The following is a 16366-nucleotide window of genomic DNA, read 5'->3' as shown; positions in this document are numbered from 1 at the left end:
GATGGCAAAAAAAATGCCTGAGATCGGCGATTACAAGTATGGTTTTGCCGATAAAGACGTTTCCATTTTCCGATCAAAACGCGGTTTGACAAAAGAAATTGTTGAAGAGATTTCAAAATTGAAGGAAGAGCCACAATGGATGCTTGACTTCCGTTTAAAATCATTGGAGCATTTCTATAACATGCCTATGCCGCAATGGGGCGGAGATTTAGCGTCATTAAACTTTGATGAAATTACGTATTATGTAAAGCCTTCTGAAAAAACTGAACGCTCTTGGGATGAGGTTCCAGACGAAATTAAACAGACATTTGATAAATTGGGTATTCCTGAAGCAGAGCAGAAGTATCTTGCAGGTGTTTCTGCCCAGTATGAATCAGAGGTTGTTTACCATAACATGCAGGAAGACCTTGAAGCGAAAGGAATTGTGTTCAAAGATACCGATTCCGCTCTTCGCGAAAATGAAGATATTTTCCGTGAGCATTGGGCAAAGGTTATCCCTCCAACAGATAACAAATTCGCTGCATTAAACTCAGCGGTTTGGTCTGGCGGATCGTTCATTTATGTTCCTAAAGGGATTAAGGTTGATACGCCGCTGCAGGCATATTTCCGCATTAACTCTGAGAACATGGGGCAGTTTGAGCGTACATTAATCATTGTTGATGAAGGCGCACATGTACACTATGTAGAGGGCTGTACAGCACCTGTTTACACAACAAACTCACTTCACAGTGCGGTTGTTGAAATCATCATTAAAAAAGACGCATACTGCCGTTATACAACCATCCAGAACTGGGCGAACAACGTATTTAACCTGGTTACGAAGCGTGCTGTTTGTGAATCAAACGCAACAATGGAATGGATTGACGGAAACATCGGTTCAAAACTGACAATGAAATATCCGGCAGTTATTCTTAAAGGGGAAGGTGCACGCGGCATGACCCTTTCCATTGCATTAGCAGGTAAGGGACAGCACCAGGATGCAGGTGCGAAAATGATCCACCTTGCACCAAACACTTCTTCGACGATTGTATCGAAATCGATTTCCAAGCAGGGCGGTAAAGTAACTTACCGCGGAATCGTTCACTTCGGCCGCAAAGCGGAAGGTGCACGTGCCAACATCGAGTGTGATACTTTAATCATGGATAACCAGTCAACTTCAGATACGATTCCTTACAATGAAATCCTGAACGACAACATCTCTCTTGAGCATGAAGCGAAGGTTTCAAAAGTATCAGAAGAACAGTTATTCTATCTAATGAGCCGTGGAATTTCAGAGGAAGAAGCAACAGAAATGATCGTAATGGGCTTCATCGAGCCATTTACGAAAGAACTTCCAATGGAATACGCAGTAGAGATGAACCGCCTGATTAAATTCGAAATGGAAGGTTCTATCGGTTAATAGATATTTTATGAAAACCCGTTTACCGGCCATGGTAAGCGGGTTTTTTAATGGTAAGAGGCTGAGAAGGGCAGAAACTGTTTAAATTTTGGAAAATTAATGATTTAATTGCTAAAGTGAAGATATAACCCTTTGTGAAAAACGGTTTTAAATTATTATTCTTAAAATACTTATGGCAAAAAAACGGAGGTGTTTTAATGATTATTATAGGCGTAACAGGGTGGGGCGACCATGATAGCCTTTATACAGGCAATATATCGCCGAGAGATAAATTAAAGGAGTACGCCGGCCATTTTCCAACTGTCGAGGTGGACTCTGCTTTTTATGCGGTGCAGCCAAAGCGCAACTCTTCCAAATGGGTAAAAGACACACCTGAATCTTTTCAATTCATAGTAAAAGCGTACCAGGGCATGACCGGCCATCAGAGAGGCGAAATCCCCTTTGAAAGCAAAGAAGAAATGTTTGCAGCTTTCAAGGACTCATTAGAGCCTTATATCCAATCCGGCAAGCTGGCTATGGTGCTGTTTCAATTCCCGCCATGGTTTGACTGCAAAAAAGCCAATGTCGACTATCTTCGCTGGTGCAAAGGGCAGATGGGGGATATCCCTTGTGCCCTGGAATTCAGACATCAATCATGGTTTCGACCGGAGTTAAAGGAAAGTACATTAAGATTTATGAGAGAAGAAGGCTGGATTCACAGCATCTGTGACGAGCCGCAAGCCGGTGAGGGTTCTGTTCCAACTGTCCTGGAATCAACCAGTCCTGATAAGGTGCTTGTTCGGTTTCATGGCCGGAATTTTCATGGCTGGCAGAAAAAGAATGGAGATAACTGGCGAGAGGTCCGATATCTTTACCGCTATAACGAAAAAGAACTGGCTGAATGGGCAGAACATCTAAAACAACTTGAGAAAAATTGTAAAAATGTATTCGTCGTCTTCAATAACAACTCTGGCGGTGACGCTGCAGACAATGCTAAACAAATGATCGGACTTCTTGATATCGAATACCAGCAGCTCGCTCCCAGACAGCTTGATTTATTTTAAGCGATGCCAGGCACTTTCACCCTTTTCCTTGTCCTCACATATTGTGTTAATGGAAAAGGAAAGGAGTGGCGGCAAGTATGATTGATTTAAAACCGATTGATATAGATGGCCATACTTTTTTGAGTGTATCGGTGCAATTGCCGAAGACCAATCTGCTGGTGGTAACGAATGATAAAGGGTATATCATGTGCGGCGCCCTTGATGTAGCTTTGCTGAATGAGAAGCTTAAGGACCGCAAAGTAATTGCCGGCAGGGCGGTCGGCGTAAAAACCATAGAGCAGCTGTTAAATGCCCCCCTTGAATCTGTCACATTTGAGGCAGAGGAACTGGGCATTGTTAAAGGGACGATAGGAAAAGAAGCACTTCTTAAAATGATCTAAAGGCATGCCTTGACAGGGCTGTCTTTTTTATTGGATCTATATTAAGAGCTTACTTCGGACATAAATTTTTTTAATACGGGTTATACGCACATGAAGTTTTTTATCCGAACATAAAAAACGGTTATCGGCACATAAATTTTTTTATCCGCATGTAAAAATTGGCTATCCGCACACAAAAAACATAAATTGAAGAAAAAGTCTCCCTGGAATGAAGGCGAGCACCCTATGTTATCCTTAAAAATCAACTTTCATAAAAAATTAGAGAGCATCGGCCAATGCCGGAATTTTGTCGTATAATGTAAATAAAACCAAATTATACCCGAAATATAAAGTAGCACTGAAAAAAGGATATGGGAGATACATATGAGATTAGCAGCAACCAATACAATTGAGACTGGCAGCGTTTTGGCCAAGGCAATATATAATGACAAGGGTCAGGTCCTCTTGCATGAAGGTGTGGAGCTGGCTGATAAATTGATACATAAATTGCAGGAAATGGGTATTACGTATGTGTATATCAGGGATTGGCGCACTGAAGATATCCAATATAAGGACCCTCTGTCTGCCAAAATGCGAACGATGGCTATCCAAACCATAGAATCGGTTCTGAAGGAAGTAGGAGCAAATAAAGATTTATCAGGCTCTTTAGTGATTGAGAAAGCCTCTAAACGGCTATCAGGGCTAATTCGTCAGCTAATCGATGAAATAAGGGGAAATAGAGAGCTGCTTACGATCTTATCAGATGTTTATACATATGACCACTATATTTTCACACACTCCCTGAATGTAACCCTTTATTCTCTGGCAATCGGGATGAAGCTTCAGCTCCTGCCAAAGGAACTTGAAATCCTGGGGCTAGGTGCTATTCTCCATGATGTAGGAAAAATGAAGGTGCCGGCAGATATTCTTTTGAAACCGGGTAAATTGACAGTGAAAGAATTTGAATCAATAAAGAAGCACCCTGAAGATGGATTTAATATATTAAGAAAAGTAGAGACGATTCCGCTCCTTGTTGCACATTGTGCTTTTCAGCATCATGAGCGTTTGAATGGTACCGGCTACCCGCGCGGCCTTGAGGGAGACGAGATACATGATTTCGGCAAGATTATTGCGATTGCCGATGTGTTTGATGCAGTAACATCTAATCGCATTTACAGACAGGCTATGCTTCCGCATGAAGGTCTGGAGATTTTGTATGCAGGGGCAGAAAAGTTATTTGATAAGAGGATAATCGAAGTTTTTCGTCAAGCGGTCGCTGTATATCCTGTGGGTGTTACAGTCGAGCTGAATGATGGCAGGAAAGGCGTTGTCTGCCGGCAGAACGCGGGTCTGAGTGATAGGCCTGTCATCCGCATACTTGAAGAAAAGGGCAGGAATGTCGAGCCATATGAAGCAGATTTGAGGATTGAATTGAATTCTGTCATTATAGGATGCGATACGACTTTTGTACAACAATAAACTATTTTGGATTTTTGAGCCTAGTTCCCTCCTTTACAGCATACATATAGCTTGTAAAGGGGGGATTTGTTTTGGCAAAATTTCGCGGCCGGCTGCCCCGGAAAGGTCCTCTGCCATTTCGCTATGTATTTCTATTGACCTTTATATTTTTCGTCATCTCAACTGCTGCCGGCCTATGGATTATCAACGAAGGGCTTAAGCCCACACTTATGAGCTATGCCGATTCACAGACAAGGAAAATCGCATCATTGGTGATAAACAATGCGATTAATAAAAAAATTACCAATGTGATGGATTTGGAAGATATGTTTGAAGCAAGTGAAAGCGGTGTTGTCAGCATCAATGTTGAAAAGCTGAACAGGGTCAAAGCGGAAGTAACCGAACTGGTTCAGGATAATATTAAGAAAGCGGAAAAGGGCGATTTGGATGCTTTGGAGTCCTTTACAGACGTGGAAATCAACACGGAACAAATGGAGAATACAAATGGAATTGTTTATTATGTGCCGCTTGGCCAGGCAACCAATAATGCGCTTCTCGGAAACTTGGGTCCCCGGATACCGGTAAAATTTAATGCAGTGGGCTCTGTTACCTCCAATTTTATAACTGAAACAAAGGATCATGGCATTAATAATGTTGAAGTAAAGGTTCTGGTACGCCTGGATGTGCAGGTTCAAATCATTATTCCTTTTGCCACCAAAATTATCACTGTACAGGAGGATGTGCTTGCCGCTTATGGTATTTACCCAGGAAAGGTCCCGCAATTTTATAATGGCGGAGGGGGCACCTCACCATCAATAGAAATACCGGCCGGCCAATAACACTTGCAAATAGATTAGTATTTTGATAAAATTTCAATATAATTTCATAAAAACCTTATCATATCCGATGGGGTAGAGGCGCAAGATTCAAGAGTACGCTGTGCGAGGATGACAACTAAGACCGCAGCCGAAAGGGAATGTTGCCGAAGCATGATTAGTGAGTCAGAACTAATCTTGCTGGGGTTACTTCGAATAGGAGTAACACTGTCATTATGAGGGGAAAGTATGAATATACTTTGTCAAAGCCTTCATAATGGGGAGCTACAGATCGTGATGGAGAAACTAATTACTTCAAAAGAGTAATGATAGATTTTTCTCTATCGTTACTCTTTTTTTATTTTGACTCTGTCATCATCCTTGTTGTTTCCCCTACGAAAAGCTACAGGCGCCCGCTTATCGGCGCCTGTAGCTGGACACCAATCAAATTTCAGAGGAGGACAAGTAATGGCAAACACGATTTTCTCCCTGCTTCCGCCTTTGGTAGCAATCGCCATGGTTATCCTGACCAGGCGTGTATTGCTGTCATTGGGAGTGGGAATCGTAACAGCCGCACTATTGCTGGCTGAATTTAGCATCACAGAAACATTCAGCATCATTTGGGATGCTGTAAAAGGAATTTTTGTTTCAGACGGAGAGCTGAACACCTGGAATGTATATATTATTTTATTCTTGCTTGTATTAGGAGTTATTACTGCATTTATATCTATTTCAGGCGGAAGCCGCGCATTTGGAGAATGGGCGATGAAGCGGGTCAAGACCCGTGCAGGCGCACAGATTGTCGGAGCTGTTTTAGGTATTATCATATTCATTGACGACTATTTCAATGCTCTGGCAGTCGGCCAGATTTCACGTCCGATTACTGACAGGCAGCGCGTTTCCCGTGCGAAACTTGCCTATTTGATTGATTCGACTTCAGCACCTGTTTGTGTGGTTTCACCAGTATCAAGCTGGGGAGCATACATCATTGCGCTGATTGGAACTATCCTTGCTGCCCATAATGTTAGCGAGTATTCAGCTTTCTCGGCATTTATTCAAATGATTCCAATGAATCTTTATGTATGGGCTACACTCGCTATTGTGTTTATTGTTGCAATAAGGGGCATCGAAATTGGGCCAATGAGGGTACATGAGAAGCGGGCAGTTGAAGAGGGACTTGTAATGGATCCTGAGAAGCCTGCACCTGGTGAGCTTAAAGACGACCTTCCAACAAGTTCAAAAGGATCAGTCGGAGATCTTGTGTGGCCGATTATTGCCCTTGTCATTGGTACAGTTGGTGCGATGCTTTGGACGGGGTCACAGGCGGTTGAAGGAAATGCGACGATCCTGCAAATTTTTGAAAACACAGATGTATCGAAGTCACTTATCCTTGGCGGCCTCGTAGGTCTAGTGGTTTCAATGGGATTATTCTTCCGTCAGGCCTTTGTTTTGAAAGGTGTTAACGCAAATGTTTTTGGCAAAGGGGTATGGGAAGGCATAAAATCCATGCTTCCAGCTGTTTATATCTTGCTGTTTGCCTGGGCGATTGTTGATCTGATCGGCCGTCTGGAAACTGGAAAGTATTTGGCAGGTATTGTGGAAAGTTCCAATATGAGCACTTCATGGCTTCCGCTTTTACTTTTCCTCATCGCGGGAATTATGGCATTCAGTACTGGAACCTCATGGGGATCTTTCGGCATCCTGCTTCCGATTGCTGGAGATATTGCTGCTGCAACAGATATCACGCTGTTATTGCCGGCTATGTCAGCTGTCCTTGCCGGAGCGGTTTTCGGGGATCATTGTTCACCGATTTCCGATACAACGATTCTTTCCTCAACCGGGGCAGGGTGTAACCATATGGACCATGTGATGACTCAGCTTCCATATGCCTTGATTTCAGCGGGAATCGCAGCTGTTGGTTATTTAATCGTCGGGTTTACTGGCAGCACTGCTATCGCATTACTTACAGTGGCTGTTCTTGTAGCGGCATTTGCTTTCCTTGGCCGTGGTAAAAAAGAAGCCTGGCAGGAAAATAATGCTAGTTAAAAACCTATAGAAAAAGGCTTTCTCTTTGAGAAAGCCTTTTGGTGTTCATCCATCATATTAAAGAGGTCCCCGGGAAGGGACCTTTTTAATTATAGGTTGTCATTATTTCTTCTATTAAGAGAACGATCTAAGTCTTCATCGTCAGTAACATATTCTTGGCCGCCTTCTAGATGCACTTCTTCTTTCTTGAGGTTTTCTTTAACCTGCTGGGTTTCCTGAACTTCCCGTTTGCCTACGACAATTTCTTCGGTGACAACAGGCCTTTTGGAGACTTCTACACGCTCTTCTGTAATTGGGATCCTGATTGTTTCCTCATCTGATATAGGTGATGTGCTTGCGCCAGTTGGATCGTCCACTTTTCTTCTTTCTACATACACTTCTTCATGCTCTACCGGTACATTAATTGCTTTTTGTTCTTCCACAACATCTTTATGGATTTCAACTTCTCCGGCTTGAACACGTTCTTTTGACACATCCAGCAGTTCTTCCCGGAGTTTTAATGATTGTTCATCTTCTTCAGCGGGATTTCTCTGCTGGCTATATCCCCCATTGTAAGTGCTGTCCACGTTGGCTTCAGCAGTTCCTGCATTGGTAAAGCCTGTTGCAGTATCCATTCTATCGCTGTATAAAATGATTTTTCCCTCGTTTACATAAGTTTCATACTTGCGTGCTTCATCATCTGACATGCCCAGTTCCCTGAACTTTTCACCTGCAGAGTCGCTGGTCATGCGATCATCATCAAACCATGATGCGAGACTATTTAAGAATCCCGCGCTCTCGCTGCTGTCTCTATCTTTAGTCTCGAAGGTCTCTGTATGAACACCGGTTTTATCTTCAAGAGACGTATCCAGGTGTTCTGTCTGCCCAATGATGGATAGATCCTGAACAGGGTATCCGTCATTTTGCAGTTCTTGAATGGCATTTACTACTTCCCTTTGTGAATTATAAACTCCGATAATATTGGCATCCATTTGTAAAAACCTCCTTTGCAGTGCTTTATGCTATATTTGGTAATGGTTAAGCACATTGGTTATATTCCCGGGTCTTGGAAGAGCAAACAAGGTTAATTTTGGCATCTTACCAATTTTATTTTGAATTTTCTGAATAAAAAATGAAAGTTTTTAGCTTTTAAGAATAAATTTTACTAAGGGGGTGAGGACAAAGAATATATTGATCAGCTTTGGTGGAATAACTCCTGGCCGAGTTGAATTCTAATGATAATTAAAATACGAGTATACTAATTTGGTTATGTGCTTTACTCTGGCAATGTACTAAAATAAATTATTTCGAAAAATAATACTATTAGGAAAATAATGTTTTGACAGATTATCAAAAACTAGCTATACTAGGCTTAGTTAGATTTAATTATCTGAAAATATAAAAAGTTCCCATTGTTCTTTTTAATTGGGAATATTTACAGGGGGTAGTAATTACTATGGATAATCGTCCGCAGTGGGGATCCAGAGCTGGCTTTATATTGGCAGCGGTGGGTTCTGCAATTGGTCTAGGAAACATTTGGCGTTTCCCTGCAGTTGCATATGAAAATGGAGGGGGAGCATTCTTTTTTCCGTATTTATTTGCTCTGCTGACAGCAGGAATACCGCTTCTGATTATGGAATTTACAATTGGCCATAGGTATCGGGGTTCAGCACCACTGTCTTATGCTAGATTAAGTAAAAAATACGAATGGTTAGGCTGGTGGCAGGTAGCCATCTCATTTGTCATTTCAACATATTATGCGGTTATTATCGCATGGGCAATGTCTTTCGCAGGCTTCTCGTTTAATCTCAAATGGGGTGACGATCCAAACGGATTCCTCTTTGGAGAATATTTGAAGCTTTCTGAAACGCCAGGAGATATAGGCGGGATTGTCCCAGGAGTTTTCATTCCTTTAGTTATTGTTTGGGTAGTAACACTTGGCATCCTGTTCAAGGGAATTAAAAAAGGTATTGAAATCGCGAACAAAATCTTTATTCCTGTCCTTGTAGTTTTATTCTTAATTATTGTTGTTCGCGCATTGACACTTGATGGAGCTATTGCCGGATTGGATGCATTCTTTAAGCCAAACTGGGAGATGATAGCAGATCCTAAGGTTTGGGTTGCGGCATATGGCCAGATCTTCTTTAGTTTATCAATTGGATTTGCCATCATGGTAACATATTCAAGCTACCTTCCTAAGAAAACGGATTTGACAAACAGTGCTTTCATTACAGGTTTTGCAAACTCTGGATTTGAACTTCTTGCAGGGATCGGAGTTTTTGCCGCATTAGGATTCATGGCTGCACAGCAGGGTGTGGGTATTAATGAAGTTGTATCATCCGGTGTAGGATTAGCATTCGTGGTATTCCCGCAAATCATTAACGAATTCCCTGCTTTAAATGGGTTATTCGGGTCTTTCTTCTTTATCTGTTTAACACTGGCGGGCTTAACTTCGCTAATTTCAATTGTTGAAACATTTGTTGCCGGTGTACAGGATAAGTTTAATGTATCACGTAATAAAGCTGTTCTTGTTGGCGGCGGTTTATCTGCTGTTATTTCAATCCTTTTTGCGACACAGGGCGGATTATACTTCCTTGATGCAGCGGATTATTTCATTAACCAGTTTGGAGTTGCCCTGGCAGGACTTGTCCAGGTTGTAATTGTTGGATGGGTATTAAAAGAATTGAAAAATCTTCAAAACCATGCAGATGCTGTTTCCGATATAAAACTTGGGGCATGGTGGAAAGTGTGTTTAATTGGAATTACACCAATTGTGCTTGGTTATATGATGATTCAAAACATTATAACAAATGTGAAAGATAATTATGAAGGATATCCTACAAGCTTCCTGCTCTATTCAGGATGGGGAGTTGCAATAGCTGCATTGATTATGGGCTTTGTGTTTATGGCAATTAAAAAGAACGAAACACAGACTAAGCTTACGATCCCAAATGATAAGGAGGTATCTCAATAATGTCTGGTGGCGCAATTACAATGATGGTGGTTGGGATGCTCATTATCTGGGGCGGTCTGGCAGCAAGTATAATGAATGCAGTATCTAAAGCAAAAAAAGCTAAATAATAAATAATGAAGGACTGCCTAATTAAATAGGCAGTCCTTTATTTATGTTTATTTTCTTCTTGCTTTTATCCGATCCTGTCTTTCCCATAATCTTAAATGAGGATATGGATCATAGGACCACTCAGTATAGCCATTGTCTTTGTATATGCCATAATGGAGATGGGGAGGGAATTTACCTGATGTACCCGGAGGCCCGTAGCCGGAGCTTCCTACCCCTCCTATCATCATCCCGGGCTCAACGATTTGCCCAACTTTCAGATCTTTTGCAAATCCGCTTAAATGGGCAAAGTAATGATAGTTATTATTAATATCACGGATGCCGATTCTCCATCCTCCATATTTGTTCCAGCCTTTCATTTCCACTATTCCATAAGATGTAGCCCGGACGGGCACCCCGTAATCAGCGAAAATATCTGTTCCTTCATGAATCCGCCTTCCGCCCCATCCTCTGGCGTCACCCCAGGTATTTCTGTAGCTGTAATTGCTCCTCAAAGGGACAGGGAAGGTGTGGTCATCAAGATCAAGGCGGCCGAACTGCTTATAAATTTGGGCTTTGCCGATAATGATGCCGACAGCTTTATCGCGTTTATAATAATTCCACAATCCAATTTTTAAATTATCATGGTCTGTACCATATGAGAGAAGGAATTTGGCAAAGGAATGAAGAACATCTTCATCACTTTTCAAGCTGGCTTTTCCGTCCCCGTCCCCGTCCATTCCTATTCCATTGAAAAATTGTATGGATGTAGGATTCTCATCGGATGGATCTGGGTTCAATATTCCCGCCCACTCTTCAGGTTTGAAATAGATGCCTGTAATGCCTTCTGCTTTGGGAATATCCCTTCTGGACTGCCGGACATTCCGTTCATACTGATCAATCCCCGCAAGGTAATACCAGGGGATGTTCGTAACAGCTTCAACTTTTTTATATAAGGTCATTCTTTGTTTATATACATCAGCTTGATTTTCTTGGGCGCTGACTGTGCATAAGGAAATCAGAAATAACGATAAGGCCGCAGCTGCGGTAAATAATATCCGCACGGAAATCCTCCCTTCTTTTATGGTCTGCTTATTTAGTTTGTGAGGAATGGATAATTTAATAAATATCAATTAATGGTAATACCAGAATCTTCGGCTTGTCCTCTTCAATTCATTATGATAAAGTGGCATCAGGTGAAGCCTAATCAGCTTAGTCGGAATTTGCTTATGACAGGCTTTTAATAGGCAGGAATGTATTAATTCTGAAGTCAGATAACTGTCTGGCTCCAGCGCCTACCCCCTCGAGGCCTCAAGCCAAGGGTAAGGCGCTTGCGCCTTTCTTTCCGTCTAGCTTCAGTTTAAGGAGTGGGAAAATGAGCAAAAAAGAAGAGTACTTGCGCAAGCCTGAATGGCTGAAAATAAAGTTAAACACAAATGAAAATTATACTGGCCTAAAAAAAATGATGAGGGAAAAAAATCTGCATACTGTTTGTGAAGAGGCTAAGTGCCCCAACATTCATGAATGCTGGGCAGTAAGAAGAACGGCCACGTTCATGATTCTTGGGGATGTTTGTACGCGTGCCTGCCGTTTTTGTGCTGTCAAAACGGGCCTGCCAACTGAATTGGATCTTCAGGAGCCGGAACGCGTAGCAGATTCCGTAGCGCTAATGAACTTAAAGCATGCAGTGGTAACAGCTGTAGCAAGAGATGACTTAAAGGACGGCGGTGCTGCTGTTTTCGCAGAAACGGTCCGTGCCATCAGAAGAAAAAGCCCGTTCACTACGATTGAAGTATTGCCCTCAGACATGGGCGGTGTGTATGATAATCTGAAAATGCTTATGGATGCCCGGCCTGATATTCTTAACCACAATATCGAAACAGTTGAGCGCCTGACTCCAAGAGTAAGAGCGCGTGCAAAATATAAGCGCTCTCTTGAATTTTTAAAGCGTGCAAAAGAGATGCAGCCAGATATTCCTACAAAATCCAGCTTGATGATCGGGCTTGGCGAAACAAAAGAGGAAATAATTGCGGTAATGGATGATCTGCGTGCCCATGATGTTGATATTATGACAATAGGGCAGTATCTGCAGCCATCCAAGAAACATCTTAAGGTTTTGAAATACTATTCACCTGAAGAATTCCAGGAGCTGAAGGACATTGCAATGAGCAAAGGATTCAGCCATTGTGAAGCAGGCCCGCTTGTCCGCTCTTCCTATCATGCTGATGAACAGGTAAATGCGGCATCTAAACAAAAGCAGCTTATGGGAGAAAAGGAAATCCAGGAAGCATAAGATAAAAAAAAGAGTTCAGCGCCATCGCTGGACTCTTTTTTCATACTGCTGAATGATTAACGGTTACCTGCTTTCTTGACGTTTTCCCCAAGATCATCTTTATCCATATCATCGTTTCTTTCGCCTTGCATTTCACCGTTTTCATTTTCACTTTCACTCATTCTTTCTCCTTGAGGAGAATTAAGCATTTGTTTAATTAACTGGTTAATGCCATTTTCAGCATTACGTCCATCAGAATCAACTGTTGCATAGTTTTCAACATTTTTCCTTAATGAAGTATCATCACTTACATAGACATGATACCATCTTGGGACTACAGACATGGCCATCTTCTTCACCTGATCAGCTGTCTGATTGCGATTTTTTGTGTCAGTGTTATATACGATCAGGACTTCTTCATCTGTTACAAGAGTTGAAATATCGTCCACGTTCGGAACTTCAGTGCAATATTTTCCGATAATATCTGCAACCTGCTCACGGTCAATGGCAGCATAGTGATCCGCTGAAACGTTGTCTCCCATAATTGGGCTTTTTTGATGGCGCACATATCCGAAGTCTTCACCGGTATTGTTTCGGCCGTTTCGCCCGTTGCCCATATCCCTGTTGTATAAATCAGCACGCTGGTCATTTACATTTATGGTGTGACCGGTTTCTTCATAGATATCTTCTTTTGCGGCATTGTTTTGACAGGCAGTCAGTGCAGCCATGCCGCTAATGCCAAGAATGATTAGTGATTTTTTCACTATAAACACCTCCTCATCTATAGAATTGCCACTGCTGAATTTTTTTCTCTTAGTAATTGATGGGGAATCAGTTATAATTTAATTAGGACAAATATTGGTTTGTTTTCATATCCTGTGATTTCCAATATAATACTGGTACATATGCTTTTTAAGTTGAGGTGAATAAATTGGTCTGCATTAATAATATCTGCTATGAAGTGATTCAGGAAGAACGGGATGGTTTTAATGAGGAAGCATTTCGCGGGAGATACAGCGAAATTTTATCCAGGTATGACTATATTGTTGGCGACTGGGGATATGGTCAGCTTCGTCTCCGCGGCTTTTTCGATGATCAGAACCAAAAGGCTTCATTTGATACAAAAATAAGTACTCTGACCGAGTATCTTTACGAATTCTGTAATTTCGGATGTGCCTATTTTGTTGTGAAAAAAGTGAAAAGCTAAAAAGGGCAGGGGGGTAACCCTGCCCTTTTTTGATGCTGCCTAGCCCTTTGTGGGTGTACGCTTTTTTAAGTCTCTGTATATGGCGGTTCTTCATTTTTATCAGGGTCATCATGCGGCGGATGCGCCCCTGGCATTTGCCTCGGCAAGTTCTGATGGAGGGACTTGAACTCATAATTGAAGGCACTGTAATAGCGCTGGCCCTCCTGCCATGGGGTGCTTTTGTTCTCTACCGGCTCATCCGCATTTCTAGGAGAGCCATAGGCACCTTCAGGCAAGTCCTCGGGAATAAGGAAATTCCTTTGCGTTTCCACGTTTGAGAAATCGGTGTATGTGCGTCTTTCTTTATCGTCCATGCTATCACTCCTTAGGAAGTTTATATGCAGCAGGGTCTTTAAAGAAAAGGGAGAACCCACAAAAATAGGTTCTCCCTTAGTATCTGTTTATTATCGTATATTAAACGATTTCCATGAGAAATGACTTAAGCTCCTCTGCATCTTCCTCAGAAAGCTGAAAAACATGCTCAAGATAGCCTTCTTCCTTTAAATCATCTTCTCCAATAATGGCAAATCGGCTTCCCTGGATATCAAGGACCAATTGTTTGCCGTAATAGCGATCGGAACGAACAATAGCCAAATCGAATCGCTGGTTTTCTCCCATAAAGCTGACAAATCTGGTTTTTGTTTCTTCGAGATCATCATATAAGAAAAAGCGTTCTGCCAAATATAACACTCCTCAGTTGTTTTATATACCGATTATAGCATGTCCTTGTTGGGTTTATGTTCGAAGGGGATGAATCTTTTTATTCTCTTTTCACCCTTTATTGGCTAAATATATATTTTTTCTATTAAAGGAAAAAATACTCAATTCGAAATATTGTGATACAATAGCTGGTAGGGTAGCATAGTAATAAAGGCTTATAGCCACTACAAAAATAAAGCTGGCAGCTGAGAGGAATGAAAGGTATGGTCCACCATTACATAAAAAGATTTAAGCCGGTTGGAAATTGGGGCAAACTTATGCTTCCTTTAAATAAGATAAAGTATTTCCCTCCCCAATTCATTATCCGTGACCCGATTGCAGAAGGAGTAAATCTGGCGCTGAAACAAGGGTTTGAAGTGGCCGTTGCTGTTTTTAATTTTAAAAATTGGCAAGACCTGTCCGAACAGCTGGGTGAGCTTTCTTTCAGACAGTTTATAAAAAACATTAAGATCATATTTTTGGCAGTCATTCAGCGGGAACTTGAAGATAATCAAATCATTATCGTGCATGATCATTATAGCGATGGCCTTGCCTTGATATTGAAAGTGGACCATAGCAGGGATTGTGTAACAGAAATTGATCAAACACTGAAAAAAATTGTCAAAGAAGCTGAAAAATACATACATAATGATACACCTCATATAAAGCCGGTTATTGATGCGGGATATATGTTTGTTGAAAAGAAGTATTATTCGTCTGTTCAGGAAGCAGTCTACAAAGCCCATCAGCATGCACTCGCAATGGCCGAAAAAAGGGTCAGATCCGAGTTTAATGAAATGATGTACAAAATAAATAAAATTGTAGCGAAAAAGGATATTAAAATGCTGGCGCAGCCGATTATTAATGTGGCTACAGGCGAGATAAAGGCTTGGGAAATGCTCACAAGAGGTCCGAGCGGCACTTCCCTGGAAAGCCCTCTACAGCTTTTTAGCATTGCTCGGCAGACGGGAAGCCTTTATGATCTGGAGCTAATCGTACTTGAGAAAACACTTGAACAGATAAAAAAGACAGGCTGCAATCAGGATATATTTATTAACTTCACCCCGATTACAATAGGGAATGAAAGGTTTGTGAGGGATGTAAAGAAAATGCTCACCGGCTATAAAGATATTCCCCCTGAACAGATCACACTTGAAATTACTGAACGTGATCCCATTGAAGGTATTGAAAACTTTATATACAATATAAAGGTATTAAGAACATTAGGATTTCGGGTGGCTGTGGATGACACCGGTGCAGGTTATGCCAGTTTAAATTCCATAAGTGAGATTATGCCGGATATTATAAAAATCGACCGTTCCGTCATTAAAGGCATTGATACGAACAGGGTAAAAGAATCCATGCTGAAGGGTCTCCTTTTAGTGGCGAAAGAAGCGGGTTCACTGGTGGTTGCCGAGGGAATTGAAAGTGAAGGGGAGGCATCGGTTCTCTCCAGAAACAATGTCGATTTAGCTCAGGGATATTTCTACGCTCGGCCGGATACTTTAACCAAGAGCCTGAAATCTTCATAGGAGGAAGGAAGCATTATGTATTTCGTAGACAGGGAAAAGATCGAAGACACACTTAGTTATCTGGAACAGCAAATCTCCCTTTTTGAAGAAGTGAAAGAGTGGACATCCCCTATTGAAAAGGCAGCCTTGGAACGGATTGCCCAAATTATGATCGAAGCTATCCTTGATACTGGTAATACGATGATTGACGGCTTTATCATGAGGGATCCAGGCAGCTACGATGATATCGTGGATATTCTTGACGACGAAAAGGTCATCAGCAAAGAAATGAGCAATAGCTTTAAACAGTTCATTACATATCGTAAAATGCTCGTCCAAAATTACACAGACGTCAATCATGGGGGGCTAATAACAGCTATAAGCAGTCATATGTCCATGATTAAAGAGTTTCCGGGCAGGGTCAGGGAGTATCTAACCAATGAACTGGGGCCGGTTTCTGCTTTTAAACCTCAATAAAGAT

At 41.7% G+C, this 16366-nt stretch carries 17 protein-coding genes and 1 riboswitch; of the genes, 12 read left to right on the top strand and 5 right to left on the bottom strand.

What is annotated here, in order from left to right; all coding sequences use genetic code 11:
- Position 1 precedes the first annotated feature (1 nt).
- The 6 genes from sufB (at position 2) to NR125_RS08235 (ending at position 7120) form a co-directional block, all read left to right on the top strand.
- Entirely contained in the window at positions 2 to 1399 is a 1398-nt protein-coding gene (gene sufB, locus NR125_RS08260; RefSeq protein ID WP_009331728.1) for a Fe-S cluster assembly protein SufB, read from the top strand.
- Positions 1400 to 1596: 197 nt separating this feature from the next.
- Entirely contained in the window at positions 1597 to 2442 is an 846-nt protein-coding gene (locus NR125_RS08255) for a DUF72 domain-containing protein (protein WP_009331727.1), read from the top strand.
- Between the two features lie 77 nt (positions 2443 to 2519).
- A complete protein-coding gene (locus NR125_RS08250; RefSeq protein ID WP_009331726.1) occupies positions 2520 to 2822 on the top strand; it encodes a YunC family protein in 303 nt (100 codons plus the stop codon).
- Between the two features lie 363 nt (positions 2823 to 3185).
- Positions 3186 to 4280 carry an HD-GYP domain-containing protein gene (locus tag NR125_RS08245; protein WP_009331725.1) on the top strand — a complete coding sequence of 365 codons (1095 nt, stop codon included), beginning with the start codon at positions 3186 to 3188 and terminating at the stop codon, positions 4278 to 4280.
- Between the two features lie 71 nt (positions 4281 to 4351).
- On the top strand, positions 4352 to 5098 hold the full coding sequence (yunB, locus tag NR125_RS08240; protein WP_009331724.1) for a sporulation protein YunB: 747 nt from the start codon (positions 4352 to 4354) through the stop codon (positions 5096 to 5098).
- A gap of 65 nt (positions 5099 to 5163) precedes the next feature.
- Positions 5164 to 5370: riboswitch (Lysine riboswitch) on the top strand.
- A 172-nt stretch (positions 5371 to 5542) separates the two neighbouring features.
- Positions 5543 to 7120 carry a Na+/H+ antiporter NhaC family protein gene (locus tag NR125_RS08235; RefSeq protein WP_071156676.1) on the top strand — a complete coding sequence of 526 codons (1578 nt, stop codon included), beginning with the start codon at positions 5543 to 5545 and terminating at the stop codon, positions 7118 to 7120.
- Between the two features lie 89 nt (positions 7121 to 7209).
- Here NR125_RS08235 and NR125_RS08230 read toward each other — a convergent pair whose 3' ends face one another.
- Positions 7210 to 8091, bottom strand: a complete 882-nt coding sequence (locus tag NR125_RS08230) for a YsnF/AvaK domain-containing protein (protein WP_256814996.1) — start codon at positions 8089 to 8091, stop codon at positions 7210 to 7212.
- Between the two features lie 464 nt (positions 8092 to 8555).
- On the opposite strand from NR125_RS08230, the gene NR125_RS08225 reads away from it, so the two are divergent.
- Positions 8556 to 10073 carry a sodium-dependent transporter gene (locus tag NR125_RS08225; protein WP_071156678.1) on the top strand — a complete coding sequence of 506 codons (1518 nt, stop codon included), beginning with the start codon at positions 8556 to 8558 and terminating at the stop codon, positions 10071 to 10073.
- Positions 10073 to 10180: a methionine/alanine import family NSS transporter small subunit gene (locus NR125_RS08220; RefSeq protein ID WP_019382719.1), complete on the top strand. Its 108-nt coding sequence runs from the start codon at positions 10073 to 10075 to the stop codon at positions 10178 to 10180. The genes NR125_RS08225 and NR125_RS08220 overlap by 1 nt, the downstream gene beginning before the upstream one ends.
- Positions 10181 to 10228: 48 nt before the next feature.
- Here the strand turns inward: NR125_RS08220 and NR125_RS08215 are convergent, their stop codons facing one another.
- Complete coding sequence (locus NR125_RS08215) at positions 10229 to 11221, bottom strand: M23 family metallopeptidase (protein WP_009331719.1); 993 nt, start codon at positions 11219 to 11221, stop codon at positions 10229 to 10231.
- Between the two features lie 311 nt (positions 11222 to 11532).
- On the opposite strand from NR125_RS08215, the gene lipA reads away from it, so the two are divergent.
- Positions 11533 to 12450 carry a lipoyl synthase gene (gene lipA, locus NR125_RS08210; RefSeq protein WP_009331718.1) on the top strand — a complete coding sequence of 306 codons (918 nt, stop codon included), beginning with the start codon at positions 11533 to 11535 and terminating at the stop codon, positions 12448 to 12450.
- Positions 12451 to 12506: 56 nt separating this feature from the next.
- On the opposite strand, the gene NR125_RS08205 is transcribed toward lipA, so the two are convergent.
- Positions 12507 to 13193: a YhcN/YlaJ family sporulation lipoprotein gene (locus tag NR125_RS08205; RefSeq protein ID WP_009331717.1), complete on the bottom strand. Its 687-nt coding sequence runs from the start codon at positions 13191 to 13193 to the stop codon at positions 12507 to 12509.
- 167 nt (positions 13194 to 13360) lie between these two features.
- On the opposite strand from NR125_RS08205, the gene NR125_RS08200 reads away from it, so the two are divergent.
- Positions 13361 to 13636 carry a YutD family protein gene (locus NR125_RS08200; protein ID WP_009331716.1) on the top strand — a complete coding sequence of 92 codons (276 nt, stop codon included), beginning with the start codon at positions 13361 to 13363 and terminating at the stop codon, positions 13634 to 13636.
- Positions 13637 to 13701: 65 nt separating this feature from the next.
- Here NR125_RS08200 and NR125_RS08195 read toward each other — a convergent pair whose 3' ends face one another.
- Together NR125_RS08195 and NR125_RS08190 are read right to left on the bottom strand one after the other, a co-directional pair.
- On the bottom strand, positions 13702 to 13989 hold the full coding sequence (locus NR125_RS08195) for a hypothetical protein (RefSeq protein WP_009331715.1): 288 nt from the start codon (positions 13987 to 13989) through the stop codon (positions 13702 to 13704).
- Between the two features lie 100 nt (positions 13990 to 14089).
- On the bottom strand, positions 14090 to 14356 hold the full coding sequence (locus tag NR125_RS08190; protein ID WP_009331714.1) for a DUF3055 domain-containing protein: 267 nt from the start codon (positions 14354 to 14356) through the stop codon (positions 14090 to 14092).
- 233 nt (positions 14357 to 14589) lie between these two features.
- Here NR125_RS08190 and NR125_RS08185 point away from each other — a divergent pair, with 233 nt between their 5' ends.
- Complete coding sequence (locus NR125_RS08185) at positions 14590 to 15906, top strand: EAL domain-containing protein (protein ID WP_256814991.1); 1317 nt, start codon at positions 14590 to 14592, stop codon at positions 15904 to 15906.
- A 15-nt stretch (positions 15907 to 15921) separates the two neighbouring features.
- Positions 15922 to 16362, top strand: a complete 441-nt coding sequence (locus NR125_RS08180) for a DUF86 domain-containing protein (RefSeq protein WP_019380022.1) — start codon at positions 15922 to 15924, stop codon at positions 16360 to 16362.
- Positions 16363 to 16366 lie beyond the last annotated feature (4 nt).

Source organism: Cytobacillus sp. Bac17, from assembly GCF_024519925.1.
Taxonomy (GTDB): Bacteria; Bacillota; Bacilli; order Bacillales; family Cytobacillaceae; genus Cytobacillus; species Cytobacillus pseudoceanisediminis.
This window is presented reverse-complemented; position numbering and strand designations above follow the sequence as displayed.

Coding starts and splice junctions, on each gene's coding strand:
- sufB (WP_009331728.1), top strand. CDS start 2: ATGGCAAAAAAAATGCCTGAGATCGGCGATTACAAGTATGGTTTTGCC.
- NR125_RS08255 (WP_009331727.1), top strand. CDS start 1,597: ATGATTATTATAGGCGTAACAGGGTGGGGCGACCATGATAGCCTTTAT.
- NR125_RS08250 (WP_009331726.1), top strand. CDS start 2,520: ATGATTGATTTAAAACCGATTGATATAGATGGCCATACTTTTTTGAGT.
- NR125_RS08245 (WP_009331725.1), top strand. CDS start 3,186: ATGAGATTAGCAGCAACCAATACAATTGAGACTGGCAGCGTTTTGGCC.
- NR125_RS08235 (WP_071156676.1), top strand. CDS start 5,543: ATGGCAAACACGATTTTCTCCCTGCTTCCGCCTTTGGTAGCAATCGCC.
- NR125_RS08230 (WP_256814996.1), bottom strand. CDS start 8,091: ATGGATGCCAATATTATCGGAGTTTATAATTCACAAAGGGAAGTAGTA.
- NR125_RS08225 (WP_071156678.1), top strand. CDS start 8,556: ATGGATAATCGTCCGCAGTGGGGATCCAGAGCTGGCTTTATATTGGCA.
- NR125_RS08220 (WP_019382719.1), top strand. CDS start 10,073: ATGTCTGGTGGCGCAATTACAATGATGGTGGTTGGGATGCTCATTATC.
- lipA (WP_009331718.1), top strand. CDS start 11,533: ATGAGCAAAAAAGAAGAGTACTTGCGCAAGCCTGAATGGCTGAAAATA.
- NR125_RS08195 (WP_009331715.1), bottom strand. CDS start 13,989: ATGGACGATAAAGAAAGACGCACATACACCGATTTCTCAAACGTGGAA.
- NR125_RS08185 (WP_256814991.1), top strand. CDS start 14,590: ATGAAAGGTATGGTCCACCATTACATAAAAAGATTTAAGCCGGTTGGA.
- NR125_RS08180 (WP_019380022.1), top strand. CDS start 15,922: ATGTATTTCGTAGACAGGGAAAAGATCGAAGACACACTTAGTTATCTG.